The organism is Pedobacter sp. SAFR-022 (assembly GCF_051965375.1).
In the GTDB taxonomy this organism is placed as follows: Bacteria; Bacteroidota; Bacteroidia; order Sphingobacteriales; family Sphingobacteriaceae; genus Pedobacter.
Window position 1 is genome coordinate 1240971 of the sequence record NZ_JBQCME010000001.1, and the last position, 19809, is coordinate 1260779.

Sequence of the window (19809 nt, forward strand, 5' to 3'; positions counted from 1 at the left end):
TCGCTCTTTTGCTTTGTGCCTGATTAATTTGTTTTCAGGCCATATTTCTCGCTGAACTTCTTGTTCAATTGCTTATGCAGGTTATCTAAGGAGATATTTCTGCCTTGGATAAATGCATTTTCTACGTTGATGGTGGTCATGTTCAGGGCATCACCTGAAGAGATGAACAAGGTCGCATCTTTACCAACCTCCAGACTTCCGGCAGTTTTGTCGATACCTAAGACCTTTGCTGTGTTCAACGTGATGGCTTGTAGTGCTTTTTCCTTATCCAAGCCCCATGCAGCAACAGTGCCGGCCATAAATGGCAGGTTACGTTGTTGCCAGTAGCCATCAATGCTAATCACGATCGGAATGCCTGCATTGGCCAGGATTGCGCCGTTTTTATAAGGCATATTCACATCGTCGTCCACTGAATTCGGCAAAGCATGCGGTTGTTTAACCACCACGGTAATGTTGTTCTCTTTCAAGAAGTCCGTGATCAGATGTGCTTCATCGCCGCCTACAATCACCGGTGTGATCTTGTGCTTCTTGGCGAAGTTCACTGCAGCCACGATATCCTTCTGACTATCTGCCGTAATGAACAGCCGTTCTGAGCCCTCAAATACGCGCTTCATGGCTGCCAGACGAGGATTGGTTACTGCAGGTTTGCTTTCCGAGTAGGCCTTTGCTTCCGCGAAGAAAGACTCCAGTTCGCTCAGCGCGGCATCGCGGCGCTCACGCATGGCTTCTTCTGACATGGCCATACGACCAAAGCGGCTGCGTGGGATTACCGGCCAGTTCAGGTGAATAGCGTCATCGGTACGCAGTGCTGCATCTTCCCAGTTCCAGGCATCCAGCTGCACGACAGAGGAACTGCCAGCAATAGTACCACCTTGCGGGGTAATCTGCGCCATCAAGACCCCGTTGGAGCGTAGGGTTGCCGGAACCTTCGAATCCGTGTTGTACGCTACCAAAGAGCGGACATGAGGGTTCAGGTTGCCTATCTCGTTAAAATCCAGTGTAGCTTTCACGGACTCGAACTCCGTTAAGCCCAGGTTGGTGATCGGTGCAATGAAACCCGGATAAACGTGCTTGCCATTGGCTTTGATCTCCGTTGAACCAGACTGTGCGGTGCCTCCTGCGGATACGGAAATGATCTTGCCTTTATCAAATACCAGCGTGCCATTCTCGATTACGCTGCCATTGCCAATATGGATCGTGGCACCTGTAATGGCGATAGCCTGGCTTTGTTTCGGTGCCGGAGAGATGTTCGCCTGCGCAAAACTTGTTGTGCTGACAAAACTTGTAACACTAAAGACGCTTAATGCTGCGGCTAAAATATATTTATTCATGTGAGTGGCTCCTTTCTAAAGTATTGAATTCAGCAGCATAATCTTCTTCCATTGTCTCGCAGTTGTAGATGCGTTGTGCCGGTGCTGCCGCGCGTTGCGTTCTGCCGCCTTTGTTTTTGCTGTCTAACATTTTCTTAATGATCCTTGCTTTCTCTGCCTGCTGATCGGCACGTACTTTCGCATCACGCTCGATGTCCCAGTAAGCGACACCGTCTACGAAGGTTTTCTCTGCTTTAGCATAGATGGTAAGTGGATTTGCAGACCAGATCACCACATCGGCGTCTTTGCCAGCCTTTAAGCTACCAACACGGTTGTCGATGTGCATCATGCGAGCTGGATTTAAGGTTACCAGCTTCAAGGCTTCCTCTTCAGGCACGCCGCCATAGAGCACAGATTTACCAGCTTCCTGGTTTAACCTTCTCGCCATCTCCGCATCATCCGAGTTGAAGGCCGTCGTAATACCTACGTTGTGCATGATCGCACCGTTGTAAGGTATCGCTTCTGCAACTTCCATCTTGTAAGCCCACCAATCGGAGAAGGTCGATGCGGCAATACCATGGGCCTTCATCTTGTCGGCCACTTTGTAGCCCTCCAGGATGTGGGTAAAGGTGTTAATTTTAAAGCCTAAGCTATCTGCCACATGCATTAACATGTTGATCTCTGATTGCACATAAGAGTGGCAGGTAATGAAGCGTTTGTTGTCCAGGATCTCCACCAAAGCATCCAATTCAAGGTCTCTGCGGGCATTGCTACCTTTCACTGCCAATGCTTTTTTGTATTCTTTAGCACGGGTAAAGTCATCCACAAACACCTGCTCCACGCCCATGCGGGTTACCGGGAAACGCATGCCTGTGCCGAAATTACTTTGCTTCACGTTCTCACCCAAAGCGAACTTAATGAAACCATCATTGCCTCCGAACTTAAGTTCCTCGGAGTTCTTACCCCAGCGTAGTTTGATCAGCTGACTTTGTCCGCCGATTGGATTAGCAGAGCCGTGCAACAAGTGCGAGGTGGTTACCCCACCTGCCAGCTGACGGTAGATGTTTACGTCTTCCGAGTTCACTACATCGGCAACACGAACTTCCGCAGAGTTGGATTGTGCACCCTCATTCACGCCACCAGTGATGGCAATGTGAGAGTGTTCGTCGATGATACCCGGAGTGATGTGTTTTCCAGTGGCATCAATAACCTTTGCAGCACCGGCCGAAAGGCCTTTACCTACCGCTTTGATCTTGCCGTTTTCAAGCAAAACATCTGCATTCTGCAGGATGCCCTCTTTCTCATTGGTCCATACCGTAGCGTTTTTAAGCAATACCGACTCCTGAGCAGGTGCTGCCGTTACACCAAAGCTGGTGAATGGATAGATCAAAGGACCGTTCTCTGCCTGTTGTTTCGGGCTTTCTTTTTTAGGTTGTTCGGTGTTTGCCGATGTAAAGGTTGCTGTCCAGCGACCTTCCTTGCCACCCGAAACTGCTTCGCCTTTGAAGGTTAATGGATTTTCGCTAGTCACATAGCCGCTTAAACGTACGTCAGTGGCTGGATTTTTAAGGCTGAAGCTCATGCTTACCCAGTCGCCATTACGGTTGAGGCTGGAGGTCACCTTTGCGCTGTCCGTTGCTGAACGCTGTACCGTAGCCGAATTGCCGCTACCTGTACCAGAGATCTTTAGTACCATTGGCGATTGTCCCTCGATGTTCAAGGTGTAAGTGCCACGAAGATCTGCCGTGTTTATCTTGTTTACCACAAAGCGTTTACCCTGTACCCAGTTTTCGAACACGATATTGCTGTTGCTGAATAGCTTGTCGGAGGTAATCAGGAAGTTCGCCAGTTTACCCTTGTCCAGGGTCCCCACTTTGTCATCAATACCCAGCATGGCAGCAGGGATCTCTGTTGTAGACAATAAAGCCTGTTTCTCCGTAAGACCGTTTTCGATTGCTGTCCTAAGGTTGGTCCAGAAATCTCTAACCTGCTCCAGACCAGTTGCGGTGATCGCAAAGCGGATGCCTGCTTTCTCCAGTGCTGCCGGGTTTGTTGGTGAAATTTCCCAATCCTTCATCTGCGCCAAAGTGATGTTGCGTGCTTCTGCAGGATCTTCCACATCAAAAGCCTTGGTGAAGGTTAAAGGGATGATCAGGCTTGCACCCGTTGCTTTGACTGCTGGGATACGCTGATACTCGTCACCGGTAGATTTGAAGATGTACTGTTTGCCGAATTCCTTGCCGATCTTGTCTGCACGCAGGATATTCTGCCAGCCGTCCACCTCAAAGATCTGCGGTAACGTTTGCTGTTTATTGAACGCATCAAGCGAGATGTTGTATTCTTCTTTTTGTTTAGCGTACCATTGTCCGTCGTAGTAGGTCTGACGAAGCAAAGCGATGGCACCCATCAGGGAGGTTGGATAGTCGTTCTTTGAAGTCCCTTTGCTGAAAGAGAAATTCGCAGCCGTTTCACCTTTAATGATATTCTGATTCTCACGCTCCGTACTCAAGGTCACTGCTGCCGAGGTACCTCTCACAATACCATCACGGTTCACGACGTTTACGGCACCGAAGCCCACCTTACGCAGTTCTTCCGCTTTTTTGTCGTCATTGCCGAAGATGCCTCTTACTTCTGTTTCCGGACGGATGGCTTCGTTCCAGTTGTAAGCGCCTTTTTTGGTGGATACAAAGATCGACTGCCTGCCACCAAAGCCACCAGTTGCACGTGCAGGTTCTGCCACGCCATAGCTGCTGAATGCATCAATCAGAGATGGATAGATGTACTTGCCTTTCAGGTCGATCACCACATAGCCCTTTGGGACTGTGGTTCCCGAGCCCACCGCCTCGATGGTCTGACCTTTGACCAGCAGGGTTCCGTTGCTGATCGTTTTGTTGGCATTAACAACAATGTTCGCATTTGTGAAAGCAAACTGTCCCGGGCGGTTGTCGAATGTACCATTAACCGGATAAGTTTGCTGCGCAAATAACACTGAAGCAGAAAATACCAACGTTAGCGTAAGTAAAATTTTCTTCATTTGATTATAGTTTTTCTAAAACTATCATTTATAATGCAGTAAATGTATATATAACACGTTTTTTACCCTGTTTTTTATGGGGTTTTTTAGATCCTGCCGCTGTTTTCGCAGAAATTGCCCGGAAGCCCAGTCTTATTGGCATCATGTGGGTGGATTTGGGGCCTCGAAAGCGCAGTATGCATTCGAAAATACTGCTGAGATGTATCGCTAAGGTATATCTCCGATCATTGTATAAGCGATTTCAAGCCCTAATGTGTTCGTTAACTAAAGTCAGAAGCTCTTCTGTCTGCAAACAGCGACTGTCCAATGTTCATATACAGCAACTCGCAAGGTTCCTATGCAGCAACTTGCAACCTTCCTCTGTAGCGATTCGCAAGGTTCGTATATAGCAACTCGAACCCTCCTCTGCAGCAAGTTCGCAAGGTCTCCTCGCTTAGCTTGTAGCAAGAAAGTCCAAGAGGCAAAAGCCGCTCAATACCCAAGCTCAAAGCATAACATAACCGCTACTGAAAACAAATGCCTTAAAAATTCTCAAACAGGCATTCTCTTTGTATGTTGCTTTTATTTATGTTTGAAAAAATAATTCTATCCATATGTATGAAATTTTAAGGAGTGCACACTCAGGCTGGAGATACGTTGTTATCTTATTATTGTTAGCCGCATTTGTTACAGCAGTATCCGGCTTCACAGGTAAAAAAGCATTTACAGAAGGCAACAGAAAACTTGCTGTATTTGCATTGATCAGTTCACACATTCAACTGATATTAGGCTTGTTGCTGTATTTCATGAACGACTGGTACAAATTGGATAGTTCTGTGGCTTCTAATCGTTACTGGAAGATGGAACATATCGCCATGATGATCATTGCCATCATCCTGATCACCGTTGGAAATGCAAAATCTAAAAAGGCCGTAGATGCCGTTGCTAAACACAAAAACATCTTTGTATTCTTTGGTTTTGCATTACTGATCATTACAGTAGCCATATTCTTAATGGTGAAGAATGATGCTTCAAGATCTTTATTCGGGATTTCATAAAAATGCTCAAGAAATAAGTGTTTTTAAGTTTAATTTATAATTTTGCAAACCATGAATGCGTTATAGTCTCCTACAAAGGTTGATTATAAGTGAATCATAACCGTTAAAACGAAATTAAGAGATGAAAAACAATGTTAAAAGCTGGCAGTGGCGTGGTTATTCTGAAAAGGGTATCGTCGTAGCTTTGTGTAACATTTAGTTTTTCAACCTAAACCTAAAAACACATTTGAAAACCCGGCGTATACCACGCCGGGTTTTTTGCATTTTAGACATTCACAACCGACATACCAGCAAACATGAATTTCAGACCTCTCCAAAGCAATCTTAAGATCATGGTCGCTATCAACAAACTAAATTAAACAGATGAAAACGTTCGACATTAAAACATCTTTCCTTAAAAAGCTGGCCGACACCGCCACGCCGGTGAGCATTTATCTCCGCTTAAGAGACGTATTTCCAAATACGATTCTGTTGGAAAGTTCCGATTACCACAGCCGTGAAAATGCAGTCAGCTATGTCTGCGCAGATCCGGTTGCCGGCATTACCGTAAAAAATCAGGTACTCCGCAAATACTTCCCTGATGGGAGCAGCGAAACCATGGAATCCTTTGATCTTACCAAAGAGATCGAGGTGTTCAAGTCTGCCTTCCAGACCAGCGAGCTGCCCGATAAACGATATGTTTCTAATGGCCTGTTCGGCTACTTCACCTGGAAAGCCATTCCGTACTTTGAAGACATCACTTTCAAAGCACAAACACCCGCAGACGATGCTATCCCGGAAATGCAGTACCACATCTATCGCTACATCATTGCAGTAGATCACTTCCGCAATCAGGTAACCTTATTCGAAAACACCTTCCAGGGAGAAGAAGCGTCGGGGCTGGACAGAATAGCCTACCTGATTCAGAACAAGAACTTCCCGGAATATAAATTCAATACGCAGGGCGAAGAAAGCTCTAACCTGAAAGATGAGGAATTCATCGCTATCGTTGAAAAGCTTAAAACGCACATCCTAAGGGGAGATGTCTTCCAGATCGTACCCTCAAGGTCCTATAAGCAGGGTTTCAGTGGAGATGAATTCAATGTTTACCGCTGCCTGCGTTCCATTAACCCATCGCCATACCTGTTCTACTTCGATTATGGCAGCTTCAAGCTTTTTGGTTCCTCGCCTGAAGCGCAGATCACCATCAAGAACAACACAGCAAACATCTTCCCGATTGCAGGTACCTTTAAACGGACCGGCAACGATGAGGAAGATGCCATCCTTGCCAAACAGCTCGAAGAAGATCCTAAAGAAAGTGCAGAGCACGTCATGCTGGTCGATCTGGCCAGGAACGACCTGAGCAGGCACTGCAAGAACGTGGAAGTTAAGTCCTTCAAGGAGATCCAGTATTACTCGCACCTGATCCACCTGGTATCCAAAGTTAGCGGTACCCTGCAGCAGGATGCTACCGCCATCAAGGTGGTGGCAGATACCTTTCCGGCAGGCACGCTCAGCGGCGCACCGAAATACCGCGCACTGGAGCTGCTGGACGAATACGAAGGGCTGGCCAGGAACTTCTACGGCGGAGCAATTGGCTATATGGGCTTCAATGAGGAGTTCAACCATGCCATCATGATCCGTACCTTCATGAGCAAGAACAACCATTTACACTACCGCGCAGGGGCAGGCATTGTTGCCGATTCCGTACCGGTAAATGAACTGAACGAAGTGAACAACAAGATTGCTGCATTGCGCAAAGCAATGGAAATGGCTAACGATATTTAAAACATACCCCATGAAAAAGAAAGTCTTAATCATCGACAACTACGACTCCTTTACCTACAACCTGGTTCACCTGATCAATGAAGCTGGTCATGAGGCGGAAGTCTGGAGGAATGATAAATTCAATATAGAAGACGTGGATCGGTTCGATAAGATCCTGCTGTCGCCAGGCCCAGGTATTCCTGAAGAAGCAGGTTTACTGCTAGAGGTCATCAGAACTTATGCGCCAACAAAGAGTATCTTTGGCGTCTGTTTAGGTCAGCAGGCCATTGCAGAGGCTTTTGGTGGTACGCTGTTTAACCTGGGCCGCCCAATGCACGGCATTGCAACCACCATCGACGTTAAAGATCAAGGCGAGTTGACCTTTAAAGACCTGCCAGAGCACTTTAAGGTTGGTCGTTACCACTCCTGGGTGGTCAGCAACGAAGACTTACCGGAATGTTTAACTGTAACCGCCAAGGATGCCAATGATCAGATCATGGCCTTAAGGCATAAGGATTATGACGTGAGAGGCGTACAATTTCACCCGGAAAGCGTGTTAACAGAACATGGTAAACAGATGATGATAAACTGGTTAGAGGCATAAGATGAACATATTAGACAAAATCGTAATCCGCAAAAAAGAAGAAGTTGCACAGGCGAAAAGCAATAAGCCAGTCAATACGCTTGAAGCTTCCAGCTATTTCAGCAGAACTCCATATTCTTTCAGGGAGTTCCTGTTAAACCCTGAACGTACCGGTATTATTGCAGAATTCAAGCGAAGCTCACCCTCCAAAGGACTCATCAACGGAAACGTATCGGTAGCCGAGGTAACCAAAGGTTATGCTGCTGCAGGTGCCTCCGCACTGTCGGTGTTAACTGACCAGGATTTCTTCGGCGGCAGCTATGCCGATCTTGCCGTGGCAAGGGAGAACAACGAAATTCCCGTGCTTAGGAAGGACTTCATCATTGATGAATACCAGATCATCGAATCAAAAGCCATGGGTGCCGACATCATTTTACTCATTGCCGCCATCCTGACACCGGAGCAGGTCAGCAGCTTCGCCCGGCAGGCCAAAAGCCTCGGCATGAACGTTTTGCTGGAGGTGCACAGCAGGGAAGAGTTGCAGCGCAGCATGGCTGATAACATCGATGCGATTGGCGTGAACAACCGGAACCTGGGCGACTTCAGTGTAGACATCCAAAACTCCTTTAACCTGGTTAAGGAGATCCCTGATGAGGTAATGAAGATCTCGGAAAGTGCGATCAGCGATCCTGCGATTATCGCGGAGCTGAAGCAGGCAGGTTTCAACGGCTTCCTGATCGGCGAAAATTTCATGAAAACCGACGATCCAGCAGCCGCTATGCAGCGCTTTGTCAGTGAATTGAGATCGGTATAACTTTTGTACCTTTAGCGATAACAATGGGAAAACAAAAGTTTTATGACACAGCACTCAAGCAGGAACGCGCGGTTCTTGTGGGAGTCATCAGACCTGGCGAAAAGCCAGAAGAAACTAAGGAATATCTCGATGAGCTGGCTTTTCTTGTAGATACTGCAGGAGGCGCAGTGGAGACGGTATTCACTCAAAAAATGCTTAAGCCCGACCGTGCAACCTTCGTAGGTACCGGAAAGCTGGAGGAAATCAAAGGTTATGTGCAGTCTGAGGAGATCGATATGGTTGTTTTTGACGACGAATTATCGCCTTCACAGCTCAGAAATATAGAACGTGAACTACAAGTAAAGATACTCGATCGAAGCAATTTAATACTTGATATCTTCGCCGGGCGTGCACAAACTGCCCAGGCGAAAACACAGGTAGAGCTTGCACAGCTGCAGTATTTGCTGCCAAGACTAACCCGTTTATGGACCCACTTGGAACGTCAAAAGGGTGGTATCGGTATGCGTGGTCCGGGGGAGACCCAGATCGAGAGCGATAGAAGGATGATCCTGGACAAGATCTCCCTGCTCAAAGACAGGCTTAAACATATCGACAGGCAAAACGAAACTCAACGTAAAAACCGGGTGCAGCTCATCCGTGTAGCACTGGTCGGTTATACCAACGTGGGTAAGTCGACCATCATGAACATGCTGGCCAAGTCAGAAGTATTTGCAGAGAATAAGTTGTTCGCAACGCTGGATACCACGGTAAGGAAAGTCGTGATCGAAAACCTGCCATTCCTGCTTTCGGATACGGTAGGATTCATTCGCAAATTGCCTCACCACCTGGTAGAATGTTTTAAATCTACACTCGACGAGGTTCGGGAGGCAGATATTCTGATCCATGTCGTGGATGTTTCACACCCCAACTTTGAAGATCAGATCAACGTAGTAAACGAAACCCTGAAAGATCTGGGTGCCAGAGATAAGCCGACGATCATGGTCTTTAACAAGATCGATGCGTATGTAAGTCCGGAAGCCCGTGAAGAGCATCATGAAGATGAAAAGGTAACACTAACCTTGGCCGAGTTTAAAAACAGCTGGATGGCACAGCATAATGCGCCTGCGCTGTTCATTTCCGCGCTGCACAAAGAGAATTTAGAAGAATTTAGACAGTTGCTGTACGATATGGTGAAGGGGCTTCATACCCAGCGCTATCCGTATGACAAGCTGTTGTTTTAACACACACAAATATGGAAAGTAAACGTCAACAGAAGTTTGCAGGCCTTCTACAGGAAGAGCTTGCCGCTGTTTTCCAGAAGGAAGGCGCAGCCTACCTTCCCAATACACTGGTTACCATAACGAAAGTAAGGGTATCCCCAGACCTGGCTGTAGCTAAGGTCTACTTAAGCTTTTTAAATACAAGCAACACAACTTTATCGGTTAATACCGTAAACTCACATGCCGGAGAGATCCGCTATAAGCTGGGTTCACGCATCCGCCATCAGGCACGTGTAGTACCAAGCCTTACGTTCTTCGTAGATGATACCAACGAGTACACCGAGCACATGGACAAGATCTTCGATAAAATTGCTAAAGAACGTAAAGAAAACGAAAGCGCAGAAGATGACGCCTAAACAAAAATTTGAGGCCCTTGGAAACAAGGGCCTTCATTTTCATCCAGTGGTTCCTTTCGAGCCAAATACCGATCAGCTATTCCAGTTTGATCTTACCAGCAATAACAGCAGCCTTACCGAAGAGATCATCAGCGACACGACCATATTCAGTAAATGGATTAGTCAGGAGCTGGCAGATCATCACTGCCGGTACGGCATTGGTGGCTACAATGAACACCGCAGCATCTATTCTAGAAGCAGTTATTTCGATGGGGCAGAAGAACCCCGGCGCTTACACCTGGGAACTGATATCTGGGGCCCTGCGGGGACACCCGTTTACAATTTTTACGACGCTGAGGTACATAGCTTCAAATTCAATGACCACTTTGGGGATTATGGCGCCACTATTATCCTGAAATATAACCTGGAAGGGTTGGTTTTTCATGCCTTATACGGCCATTTAAGTCTTAATTCCCTAGCTGGCCTCAGAGAAGGGCAAAAGATCCCCTCTGGCAAAGAATTTGCAGCTTTTGGCATTCCAGAGGAGAACGGATATTGGCCGCCCCATCTGCATTTCCAACTCATTATGGATATGCAGGGCAATGCAGGCGATTATCCGGGTGTTTGCCAGTATTCCAGAGCCGATCAATACTTAGAGAATTGTCCTGATCCAAAACTGATACTAAAAGATACCTTTGGACTTGCAGCAAGCTAATCCTAACAACCAGGCGATGCGTCGGATCTTCAAACTATTTGCTTTTTTAGACCTCATCAGTATCCTATTTATGTTTTCCCAGGTGTGGTTCCTGTTAACCCACCTTGGCAAAATAAAACCAGATGCATTTTCATTGATAAAAGCAGGTTTAACCCTGCTGATCTACATTTCGCTGTTTTATACCGCCTACGGGCAGTTCCGTTTCAAGCGCTACGGCATGATCATCTATTACATCCAATTTCCTTTCCGCCTATTCCTGATGGTGCTTTCCATTGGTTTCATCACCATGTTGCCAGAACTGGTACCCATGAGTGATAACGCCTTTACCTGGCTGTTCCGGATCTGTATTGTCGCTGAGTTTTTCCGGCTGTACTACACCATACTCGCGTATAAGAAATTCGTTAAAGTCAGACAATTACCCGGATTGCGTCAGTTATAATATGCGCTGATATCGTGTTTACCTTGCCCTGATATTCGCCATCCACCTGGAAATGTGTTCGGTGTTTAGACTTGATCACCAGCTTATCGGTTTTAAAGGTTTCAATAGAGTTCGGGTTAAATGGCAGGTTAGTGAAACGGATCTTCAGGATCTCCAGAATGTTGTAGTTCTTCACCAGGATCACTTCAAAAACATCGTCTTCCAGGCTGCCTTCAGGATTAATCTTTACGCCGGTACCGTACATCGTAGCATTCGCGATTACAACCATCGACGCTTCAGAGCGTATCTCTTCACCATCGATCTTTATCGTCACTTCCATTTTATGGTGGTTCCATAAGGCATGCCAGGCCGCTCTGGCGTAACCTTTCATGCCACGCTGCGGCAGGTCGTCAAACTTCTTGATGATGTAGGCATTGAAGCCGATGTCCGACAGGTGAATGCAAAGTTCATCATTAACCATTACCGCATGGATGCGTTTGGGGCTGCCATTTACCGCCGTTTCCAAGGCTTCATCAACCTCCACGGAAATACCCAGTTCTTTAGCCATACCATTTGCAGAACCCGCGGGAATGATACCGATAGGCATCTCTGAATTTAAGAGGCATTGGGCCACAAGCTTTAAGGTACCATCGCCACCCACAGCAATAACGCGGTCTGTTTTAGCTTCCTCAATGCGTGCTTTAATCTGCTGGTTGGAGCAATCTTTCGGCAGTTCATAGATTTCAAAATCATGTTGCAGCTCGGAGAAGAAATGTTGAATCGCAACTTTATAGTCTGTTTCGCCATTACCGGAACCCGGGTTAACGATAAACAGAAATTTTAAACCAGCAGGCTTAGGGTTCATGAAGTGTATTTTAATCTAAAAACAACATTGATGATCCTGATGTTTTAAATTCAATGAACAATTCTGTCAGCATTAAAGTCTACCATGGTTACGGCCATACCCACAACCTGGTCATCTATGGGAATGCCTTCAAGTATAAAGCCAGAACGGTTCAGCAATACAGTGATAACCTCTTCACCAATATCCTGTATTTACTGAAGCTCTTTATTCTTAAACCTTTTCCATCGTTGCGCCTGCGGCTGACCTTTTATGATCAGGTAGTGTACCAGACTTCCGAATACGATGGCTTTTTTAAGTTCGAATGGAAAGCAGCCGCGGAAGTTGCTCCGGGCTGGCACAAGGTAAAGGTGGAAGCCCTCGACGAACAGGATCAGGTACTGGCGGAATGCAGCAGCACCATCTTTGTGCCGCACATTACCCAGTATGCCTTCATCTCCGACATTGATGATACGATCATGGTGTCACACTCCGCAACCATTTACCGTCGCCTGCGGGAGCTGTTCATCAAAAATCCCAGGACAAGGAAAACCTTTACCGATGTGCAGCTGCATTACAGCTTGCTGGCGCTGTCACATACCACGGCCGATCAGCCCAATCCTTTTTTCTATGTTTCCAGTTCTGAATGGAATCTCTACGATTACCTGGTCGAAACTTTCCGCTTCAATAAGCTACCCGAAGGGGTGTTTTTGCTTAACCAGATCAAGATGTGGACGAACTTTCTGAAGTCGGGCAAAACCGGGCACGAGGGGAAGCTGATCCGGGTGATGCGCATCATCGCCGCCTTTCCCAACCAGCGATTTGTGTTTTTCGGCGACAACTCCCAGCGTGATCCTTTCATCTATGCGAGCATTGCAGAGAAGTATCCGGAGAAGGTAGAAGCCATATACATTCGCAACATTGTGCCACAGAATGAGCGAACAACCATAGATACGCTGGCACCCGCAAAAGAAAAAGGGATCAAGATTTGTGTATTCAACAGCAGTTCGGAGGCCATGACACACTCACGTGCTGTCGGACTGATCGCACCACTGGCGCACATCGAAGGCATTGAAACGATATTAAAATAATTATAATTGCAGTATGGTTTTTGGACTTGACGAAGTTTACCTGGCCTTCCCTGATCCTGCATTGGCAGATCCTGACGGATTGCTCGCTATTGGCGGTGACCTGAGTCCTGAGCGGCTTAAGAATGCGTATGCCAGTGGCATTTTCCCCTGGTTCAGTGAAGGTGACCCGATCTTATGGTTTGCACCACATGAGCGTTGCGTCATATTTCCGGAGAAGGTTAAAGTAAGCAAGTCCATGCGCAAGGTGCTGCATAGCGGTATTTTCCAGATCACCTGGGATCAGGCCTTCGAGCAGGTGATCAGATGCTGCGCGGAGGTGGATCGTACCAAGCAAGGGCAGGATGGTACCTGGATCACAGATGACATGCAGCAGGCTTACATCAAGCTCCATAACTTAGGAAGGGCCCACAGTGTTGAAGTCTGGCATGAGGGCAAGCTGCTGGGCGGGCTTTATGGCGTGGTGACGAACAAGGTTTTCTGTGGTGAAAGCATGTTCAGTCTGATGAGCAATGGTTCTAAAGCTGCCTTGATCTCCCTATGCCAAAGCGGAAAGTTTGATTTGATCGATTGTCAGTTGCCTAATCCGCACCTGATGAGCCTTGGTGCAGAACTTATTCCCTGCAAAGATTACCTCAGCATCTTGAAGCAGCCTTAATTCAGAATTTCCTGGATATCTGCTTTCGTTAAAGATTTGAAGAAACTCTCCTCTGTGGTGATCAATGAACTTGCAAGTCGCTTTTTGCGGTTCTGCAGGGCAAGGATCTTTTCCTCTACCGTGTCTTTGGCGATGAACTTATAGATAAACACCTTTTTCTCCTGGCCAATCCTGTGGCTACGGTCAATGGCCTGTTGCTCAACGGCAGGGTTCCACCAAGGGTCCAGAATGAATACGTAATCCGCCTGGGTGAGGTTTAAACCAACACCACCAGCCTTGATCGAGATCAGGAACACTTTCAGATCCGGGTCATTCTGAAAGTCCGCCACGGTTTCTCCGCGGTTCTTTGTAGAGCCATCCAGGTAAGCATAACGAATTTGCTTCTCCTCAAACTCCGCTTTAAACAAGTTCAGGTGTTTTACAAACTGGGAAAAGATCAGCACCTTGTGTCCACCTTTAAGCACGTTGTCCAAAGCATGAAGCACATTTTTAAACTTCCCGGAATCTGAATGGTAATTTTCATCGATCATAAAGGGATGGTTTGCCAATTGCCGCAACAGGGTTAGTCCCTGCAGCAGTTGCACCTGTTTCTCCTTATAGCTGCCATCGTCCATGCTGCTCAGCAGGTCGTTCCGGTAAGCCGATTTGGTCTTCTCATAATAGGCCGCCTGATCCTCGCTCATGTCGCAATAGAACACCTGCTCGGTCTTCGGTGGAAGCTCCTCTGCAACCTGCTCTTTGGTCCTACGTAACACGAAAGGTTTAATGATGGCCTGCAGCTTCCTTGCTTTTTCCTCATCCTTCTTCTTTTCGATGGCCTGCACATACTCTTCATTGAAAAAAGACTGCGTTCCCAATAAACCTGGGTTCAGGAAGGTTAGCTGCGTCCATAAGTCGCCCACGGAGTTCTCCACCGGCGTACCGCTCAGGATCAGTTTATGCCTGGACTTCAGGGAGCGCACTGCTTTGAAGGACTTTGAAGCCGGATTTTTGATGTTCTGACTCTCATCCAGGAAGATGTAGTTGAAGTAGAAATGCTGCAGCAGTTCCGCATCGATCCTGGTGATGCCGTATGTCGTGATGATGATGTCGTAATCAATAAAATGCGAGACATCCTTATTTCGGGCGCCACCGGTATGTGCAAAGATCTTCAGCTGCGGCGTAAATTTCTTCGCTTCATTGAGCCAGTTGTAGATCAGTGAAGTTGGCATGATGATCAGTGAGGTACTTTTGGTACTGTTTTGCTGGTCCTCTTCCTTGATTTTCTGCAGCATTGCCAGCGTCTGGATGGTTTTACCAAGACCCATATCATCGGCTAGGCAGCCACCAAAGTGGTATTCCCGAAGAAAACTGAACCAGTTATAACCCGCTTTCTGATAGCTGCGCAAATGACCTTTAAAGTGTACGGGCATATCCGTCTCTTCGATGTTTTCAAAATCATTCAGCTTTTGCAGCTTTCGGTTAAGCGTTACATGTACAATGCTGTCTTCAGACAGATCATTGATCAGTCCGACATGATGTTTATGCAGCTTCAGCGCCTTGCTGGAATCAGAGAAGTTAAAGAGACTTCCATATTGCGAGAACCATTTATCTGGGATGATCGCGATGGATCCATCGGGTAGTGGGAACTCTCTTTTTTTGCGAAGAATATATTGTTTTAAAGCAATGAATGGTATGGCAAAAGATCCAAAGTAAACGATGGCATTGATGTCAAACCAGTCGTTTTCCTCTTTGATCTCGAAGTCAATGTGGTTGCTGGCAAAAAGAAATTTCTTCGGCCCGGCAGATTGCTGGATTTCAAATCCACGTTCCTGCAGCTCCTTGATGTGTTCGTTGGTCCAGTTGAGCACGCCATAGGCAGGGTCAGCATCCTCCTTATTGTTCAGTTCCAGGGTATAAAATACGGGTCCTGTTTTCCGGAGCCCCATTTTCAGCAGCTCTGCATATTTACCCTTTTCCCAGTCGCTTTGTCTTTTGATGCGGTTAAATATATATTCATCAGCTTCCTTTGAAACCCTTACCGTTACCTTTTGTTCATCGCCCATGGCAAAGGTGTAGCTGCCATAGCGGAAGCAGAGCTGAAGTTGCGAGATACCGTCTTCCACGAAGGAAACATTCAAGATCGGTACCGGATCATTTTTCTCCGTTCTGATGTCAAAACCTTCTGCATATACGTGGTACTTTTCGATCAGCGGTGCTACAAATTTCTCAAAGTAGGTTTCTTCGGTTGCTTTGGGAATGGTGATGTAGCGTTTATTGAGAAAGGGCTGCAGCTTTTTACCCTCCATACCCGGCTCAAAGAAATACAAGGTCTGGTCTAAGAGCAGCCATGCGGGTTGATTGCTGATCAGCTGCGCATCTTTGAACATAAAGTCGATGCGCATACCGGCGTATTTAATCGTAGGGAAGTAGCGGGTTTCCTGAGGATTTCTTCTGAAGTGAAACAGGATTGTAGCGGGCTCAGCGGCAATTTGTAGCCTTGAACCAACCGGCCAGCCATCTTTAGACATCAGGTAAAGTGATTTTGCAACCACCGGATTTTTCAGGATGTCTGCCAGCTTTCTTTCCACCCTTGGGCGCACATGATCGTAGAACTTATCGTCGAATACCTTACTGAAGAATTCAAAAGGGCGGATCTGCTTTTTATAGTATTTCTTAATGATGGAATCCTGCTCGATGTCATCGAGTGTTTTAATGATTTTCATATCCGCTTCCGAGAGGTGTTTTTCAAACTCTGCGGCAGTATGACTGAATATCCGCTGGTAAGTTAAGGAAAAATCGCCCTGCGGATTAAGTTGAACGACGTGTGGTTCAACAAGATAGCCCAAAAAATCATGTTTACACAAGGCGTACACTAATTTGAATGGCTTGGAACTATCTACACGTAACATGGGATGAAAATAAATTTAAAACTAAGGGAGTGCGCGTATAAAAGTTTTAAACATACAGGATTTTCACTTTGTATCAAACATCAAATCACGGAATTGAAAATTTTTTTACCTGTTGGTCGAAATATATATGCCTTTCGTCGAAATACAGGCTGACATGGTCTAATTAGACAAAGCAGGCTGAAACGTTTTTTTTGTCGAGGCATCTTATTACCAAACAAATAAAAAGATATAAATAATTGATTTACAAACATTAAGGAATAAAAATCATGAAAACTTCAGTAAAAACCTTGTTCGCTCTATTCACCGGAATAATATTAATCGCCAACACTGCCGCAGTAAAAGCAGGAGCGCCTAGCCACTACATTACCACCTTAAGTTCAGTTAAGGAAATTAAGAAGATCGTTGTTAGTGGAAACGTAAACCTGCTGCTGGTTCAGGATAGCAAGGAAAGCGTGAAAGTATATGATAAGTACTACTCCAAAAACGCTTTGGTGCAACAGCAAGGGGGTACGTTGCGCATCAGCTCTTTCGCTGACCGGCCTTTATCTATTGTGGTTTATGTAAGAGAACTGACTGCAATTGAAGCGAACAACCAATCGAAGGTTAGAACTGAAGGTTGTTTCCAATTATTAAACCTCAATGTGAAGTTAAAAGACGAGGCAACAGCGGATATTAAAGCTAAAACGGTGTCTTTATTTACCTCGGTAAAAGGCGCATCAGCACTTAAAATTTCAGGTAAAACCGATCAGCACGCGATTGAGATGTGTGATCTTGGAAACCTCACCATGGATCAGTTTGCAGCAAATGAAACCATTATTGCGAGCCGCCCAACTGCAACGCTGGCTCGTCGTTAATCTCCAGTTACAGGATTGTATAGTTATTTTCGAAATTACGGATGTGGGTGTATAATTAGTTTAGTATTAACAGCTAAACAGGTATAGCCATAATAGGGTAAGACACGGATAAGACAGCTTTGGAGCAAACGCAGGTCTGACCCACATCAAACGCACATCAGACCCAGAACAAGCGCACACAAACTGTGCGTTCGATCTGGGTTTGATGTGTTTCAGCTTTGCATTCTATTTGGTTTTACTTGTATGCTGGTGCTGCTATAAAGACAGCCTTCGGTTTTCTTGCCGCAATCTATGCTTAATGCCTTCTATTTAAATTTTTTTCATATCTTAAGAATTCATGATTTTAAATGGTTTAAGCCTTATTAATCAGGAAGAAGATGATTCAAAAAGACTTGTCAACATTAACAGATGAAGAATTATTACAGCTAGAAAAGAAGATGAAATCTACTGCAATACTCAATGCTGTATTCATCGGTTTCTTGTTTGGTATTATAGTCTTCAGTTGGATGAAAAATACCTTAGGACTCGTCACCTTGATTCCGTTATTCTTTGCTTACAAACTTATAAATGGTTCAAAATACGATAAGGAGGAATTGGAAGCCGTTTTGAAAAGTCGCCAATTGAAGTAACATACCCGAACCCCCAAATATGACGCAACTACTAAAGCTAAATGTTCTCGCCCTGTTCAGTTTTCTTTTCTTCTCATCAAAGGCTGCCCCTGCAGCTGTGATGGTAGATCCGCCGGGGATAAAAGCAGGCACAACTAAGATTACGGGAACCATAATCCGGCGGGAGGGCTCCAACGCGGATGAAACCTCGGTAAATATTACCGTTCCACATCCGATTTCAGGAGAATATGTTCGCTATAAAGCTATCGTTGATCAGTCGGGGAAGTTTTCAATTGATGTTGATATTGAAACAGATAGCGCCATGATTGGCTTAAACACAAGTCTGAATCCGGAAAAGGCTTTTCTAGTTAAAGTAGGCCATGCTGGCCTTACCAATATTGATATTGCCTATGAATCGAACGGCGATCTTAAGAGTGTTGGGATTCATCCGTATAGAAATCACTATGATCTCACCCAAGGCTTTGATGTGGTCAATAAAATGATCGCGTACCGGCCGAAGCGGGCAGCGCAACCGCTATATGAAAAAAGCACGGATTACTTTTTCAACTATGTTAAAATGGTCTTAGGGGAGCGACTAGAGATTGTCAGGAAAGATAGCTTGTTGTCAAATGAGCTAAAAAGCATTTTGGCGAAGGACTTCGGTTTGTTCATGTATAGTGGACATGTTTTTGATTACGAAAGTGAGATGAAGCTTAATTATCGGAACATCAATAATGATGAAAGCGGTCAGCCCGATATTCAGAAGATCGACAGAACTTATTATCGCTTTTTAAAAGACATGAAGTTGAATGATCTGGAATACCTGCAATGTTTTTCACTGGTGGAGTTTCAGATGAAGATTCTTCAGAATGAAACCATCGGACTGCCATTAATTGAGGAAAGCGATATTGCATCCTGGATCGCAGATACAAAGCATATTCTGGGAGATTTGCTTGGGTTTAAGGACGGTCCATATTACGATATTTTAGCAGCTAATGCGTATGCAAGGCAGCTTAATGAAGAAGTACGACCACTTAGCAAGAAACAAAAGGAGCACATTGCCAGGTACTGGAAGAATGGAGAGATTGCAAAAATCCTGCTTCGGAAAAACCTGCAGGTTGAGGAATTAGATAAATTTAAAACACCGACCATTGTTCATGATATATCGTCTGTTCCAGCGGAAAAGGTGTTGGAGACGATCGTAGCCAAGCATAAGAACAAGGTTGTTCTGGTAGACCTTTGGGCAACATGGTGCGCACCCTGCCTGGATGCCATGCAGCAATTCAGAACTGCAAAGACCAGTTTCCAGGATAAGAATGTTGCATTTGTGTATCTCAGCAATAGATCATCTCCTCGGAAACTATGGGAAGAAAAAATAAAGGGGATAGGGGGTGAGCAATATTACCTGACCGATGCGCAATGGGAATACTTGATGGATCATTTTGGCTTCGAGGCGATTCCGTCCTATGTCATCTATGATAGCGCAGGTTCGCTCGCACAGAAGTTTACAGGCTTTCCAGGGAGCGGTACGATGGCGGGGATGATTGATGAAGCATCTAAATCAAAGTAACTAGATTAATCTCGATTTGCTACCTGCCTTTTATATTGCATCTAAAAG

At 45.7% G+C, this 19809-nt stretch carries 17 protein-coding genes; 13 read left to right on the plus strand and 4 right to left on the minus strand.

Annotation, left to right across the window (positions count from 1 at the left end):
• Positions 1-23: 23 nt before the first annotated feature.
• Positions 24-1331 (minus strand): amidohydrolase family protein, encoded by a 1308-nt coding sequence (locus ACTHQF_RS05440; protein WP_440428898.1) that lies wholly within the window; start codon positions 1329-1331, stop codon positions 24-26.
• Positions 1324-4344 (minus strand): amidohydrolase family protein, encoded by a 3021-nt coding sequence (locus ACTHQF_RS05445; RefSeq protein ID WP_440428899.1) that lies wholly within the window; start codon positions 4342-4344, stop codon positions 1324-1326. The genes ACTHQF_RS05440 and ACTHQF_RS05445 overlap by 8 nt, the downstream gene beginning before the upstream one ends.
• A 593-nt stretch (positions 4345-4937) precedes the next feature.
• On the opposite strand from ACTHQF_RS05445, the gene ACTHQF_RS05450 reads away from it, so the two are divergent.
• The 8 genes from ACTHQF_RS05450 to ACTHQF_RS05485 all read left to right on the plus strand — a co-directional run bounded on the left by ACTHQF_RS05450 (position 4938) and on the right by ACTHQF_RS05485 (position 11272).
• Positions 4938-5381 carry a cytochrome B gene (locus ACTHQF_RS05450; RefSeq protein WP_440428900.1) on the plus strand — a complete coding sequence of 148 codons (444 nt, stop codon included), beginning with the start codon at positions 4938-4940 and terminating at the stop codon, positions 5379-5381.
• A 363-nt stretch (positions 5382-5744) separates the two neighbouring features.
• On the plus strand, positions 5745-7148 hold the full coding sequence (locus tag ACTHQF_RS05455; RefSeq protein ID WP_440428901.1) for an anthranilate synthase component I family protein: 1404 nt from the start codon (positions 5745-5747) through the stop codon (positions 7146-7148).
• Between the two features lie 10 nt (positions 7149-7158).
• Positions 7159-7731, plus strand: a complete 573-nt coding sequence (locus ACTHQF_RS05460) for an anthranilate synthase component II (protein ID WP_440428902.1) — start codon at positions 7159-7161, stop codon at positions 7729-7731.
• A 1-nt stretch (position 7732) separates the two neighbouring features.
• A complete protein-coding gene (trpC, locus tag ACTHQF_RS05465) occupies positions 7733-8524 on the plus strand; it encodes an indole-3-glycerol phosphate synthase TrpC (protein ID WP_440428903.1) in 792 nt (263 codons plus the stop codon).
• 23 nt (positions 8525-8547) lie between these two features.
• Positions 8548-9744 (plus strand): GTPase HflX, encoded by a 1197-nt coding sequence (hflX, locus tag ACTHQF_RS05470; RefSeq protein ID WP_440428904.1) that lies wholly within the window; start codon positions 8548-8550, stop codon positions 9742-9744.
• Between the two features lie 11 nt (positions 9745-9755).
• Positions 9756-10139 (plus strand): 30S ribosome-binding factor RbfA, encoded by a 384-nt coding sequence (rbfA, locus tag ACTHQF_RS05475; protein WP_440428905.1) that lies wholly within the window; start codon positions 9756-9758, stop codon positions 10137-10139.
• Complete coding sequence (locus ACTHQF_RS05480) at positions 10129-10833, plus strand: peptidoglycan DD-metalloendopeptidase family protein (protein WP_440428906.1); 705 nt, start codon at positions 10129-10131, stop codon at positions 10831-10833. Before rbfA ends, ACTHQF_RS05480 begins: the two co-directional genes overlap by 11 nt.
• A 16-nt stretch (positions 10834-10849) precedes the next feature.
• On the plus strand, positions 10850-11272 hold the full coding sequence (locus tag ACTHQF_RS05485; protein WP_440428907.1) for a hypothetical protein: 423 nt from the start codon (positions 10850-10852) through the stop codon (positions 11270-11272).
• Here the strand turns inward: ACTHQF_RS05485 and ACTHQF_RS05490 are convergent.
• Positions 11241-12116, minus strand: coding sequence for a diacylglycerol/lipid kinase family protein (locus ACTHQF_RS05490; RefSeq protein ID WP_440428909.1), 876 nt, complete (start codon positions 12114-12116; stop codon positions 11241-11243). The genes ACTHQF_RS05485 and ACTHQF_RS05490 overlap by 32 nt on opposite strands.
• 53 nt (positions 12117-12169) lie before the next feature.
• On the opposite strand from ACTHQF_RS05490, the gene ACTHQF_RS05495 reads away from it, so the two are divergent.
• Together ACTHQF_RS05495 and aat are read left to right on the plus strand one after the other, a co-directional pair.
• Complete coding sequence (locus ACTHQF_RS05495) at positions 12170-13183, plus strand: App1 family protein (protein WP_440428910.1); 1014 nt, start codon at positions 12170-12172, stop codon at positions 13181-13183.
• A 13-nt stretch (positions 13184-13196) separates the two neighbouring features.
• The gene (gene aat / locus ACTHQF_RS05500; RefSeq protein WP_440428912.1) at positions 13197-13838 is read left to right on the plus strand and encodes a leucyl/phenylalanyl-tRNA--protein transferase; all 642 of its coding nucleotides are present in this window, start codon (positions 13197-13199) and stop codon (positions 13836-13838) included.
• Here the strand turns inward: aat and ACTHQF_RS05505 are convergent.
• Positions 13835-16729, minus strand: coding sequence for a DEAD/DEAH box helicase (locus tag ACTHQF_RS05505; RefSeq protein WP_440428914.1), 2895 nt, complete (start codon positions 16727-16729; stop codon positions 13835-13837). The two genes, aat and ACTHQF_RS05505, sit on opposite strands and share 4 nt — an antisense overlap.
• Before the next feature lie 266 nt (positions 16730-16995).
• Here ACTHQF_RS05505 and ACTHQF_RS05510 point away from each other — a divergent pair, with 266 nt between their 5' ends.
• From ACTHQF_RS05510 to ACTHQF_RS05520, 3 genes are all read left to right on the plus strand, one after another.
• The gene (locus ACTHQF_RS05510; RefSeq protein WP_440428915.1) at positions 16996-17583 is read left to right on the plus strand and encodes a GIN domain-containing protein; all 588 of its coding nucleotides are present in this window, start codon (positions 16996-16998) and stop codon (positions 17581-17583) included.
• Between the two features lie 377 nt (positions 17584-17960).
• Positions 17961-18212 (plus strand): hypothetical protein, encoded by a 252-nt coding sequence (locus tag ACTHQF_RS05515; protein WP_440428916.1) that lies wholly within the window; start codon positions 17961-17963, stop codon positions 18210-18212.
• Between the two features lie 19 nt (positions 18213-18231).
• Positions 18232-19761, plus strand: a complete 1530-nt coding sequence (locus ACTHQF_RS05520; RefSeq protein WP_440428917.1) for a TlpA family protein disulfide reductase — start codon at positions 18232-18234, stop codon at positions 19759-19761.
• Positions 19762-19809: the final 48 nt, after the last annotated feature.

Coding starts and splice junctions, on each gene's coding strand:
- ACTHQF_RS05440 (WP_440428898.1), bottom strand. CDS start 1,331: ATGAATAAATATATTTTAGCCGCAGCATTAAGCGTCTTTAGTGTTACA.
- ACTHQF_RS05445 (WP_440428899.1), bottom strand. CDS start 4,344: ATGAAGAAAATTTTACTTACGCTAACGTTGGTATTTTCTGCTTCAGTG.
- ACTHQF_RS05450 (WP_440428900.1), top strand. CDS start 4,938: ATGTATGAAATTTTAAGGAGTGCACACTCAGGCTGGAGATACGTTGTT.
- ACTHQF_RS05455 (WP_440428901.1), top strand. CDS start 5,745: ATGAAAACGTTCGACATTAAAACATCTTTCCTTAAAAAGCTGGCCGAC.
- ACTHQF_RS05460 (WP_440428902.1), top strand. CDS start 7,159: ATGAAAAAGAAAGTCTTAATCATCGACAACTACGACTCCTTTACCTAC.
- trpC (WP_440428903.1), top strand. CDS start 7,733: ATGAACATATTAGACAAAATCGTAATCCGCAAAAAAGAAGAAGTTGCA.
- hflX (WP_440428904.1), top strand. CDS start 8,548: ATGGGAAAACAAAAGTTTTATGACACAGCACTCAAGCAGGAACGCGCG.
- rbfA (WP_440428905.1), top strand. CDS start 9,756: ATGGAAAGTAAACGTCAACAGAAGTTTGCAGGCCTTCTACAGGAAGAG.
- ACTHQF_RS05480 (WP_440428906.1), top strand. CDS start 10,129: ATGACGCCTAAACAAAAATTTGAGGCCCTTGGAAACAAGGGCCTTCAT.
- ACTHQF_RS05485 (WP_440428907.1), top strand. CDS start 10,850: ATGCGTCGGATCTTCAAACTATTTGCTTTTTTAGACCTCATCAGTATC.
- ACTHQF_RS05490 (WP_440428909.1), bottom strand. CDS start 12,116: ATGAACCCTAAGCCTGCTGGTTTAAAATTTCTGTTTATCGTTAACCCG.
- ACTHQF_RS05495 (WP_440428910.1), top strand. CDS start 12,170: ATGAACAATTCTGTCAGCATTAAAGTCTACCATGGTTACGGCCATACC.
- aat (WP_440428912.1), top strand. CDS start 13,197: ATGGTTTTTGGACTTGACGAAGTTTACCTGGCCTTCCCTGATCCTGCA.
- ACTHQF_RS05505 (WP_440428914.1), bottom strand. CDS start 16,729: ATGTTACGTGTAGATAGTTCCAAGCCATTCAAATTAGTGTACGCCTTG.
- ACTHQF_RS05510 (WP_440428915.1), top strand. CDS start 16,996: ATGAAAACTTCAGTAAAAACCTTGTTCGCTCTATTCACCGGAATAATA.
- ACTHQF_RS05515 (WP_440428916.1), top strand. CDS start 17,961: ATGATTCAAAAAGACTTGTCAACATTAACAGATGAAGAATTATTACAG.
- ACTHQF_RS05520 (WP_440428917.1), top strand. CDS start 18,232: ATGACGCAACTACTAAAGCTAAATGTTCTCGCCCTGTTCAGTTTTCTT.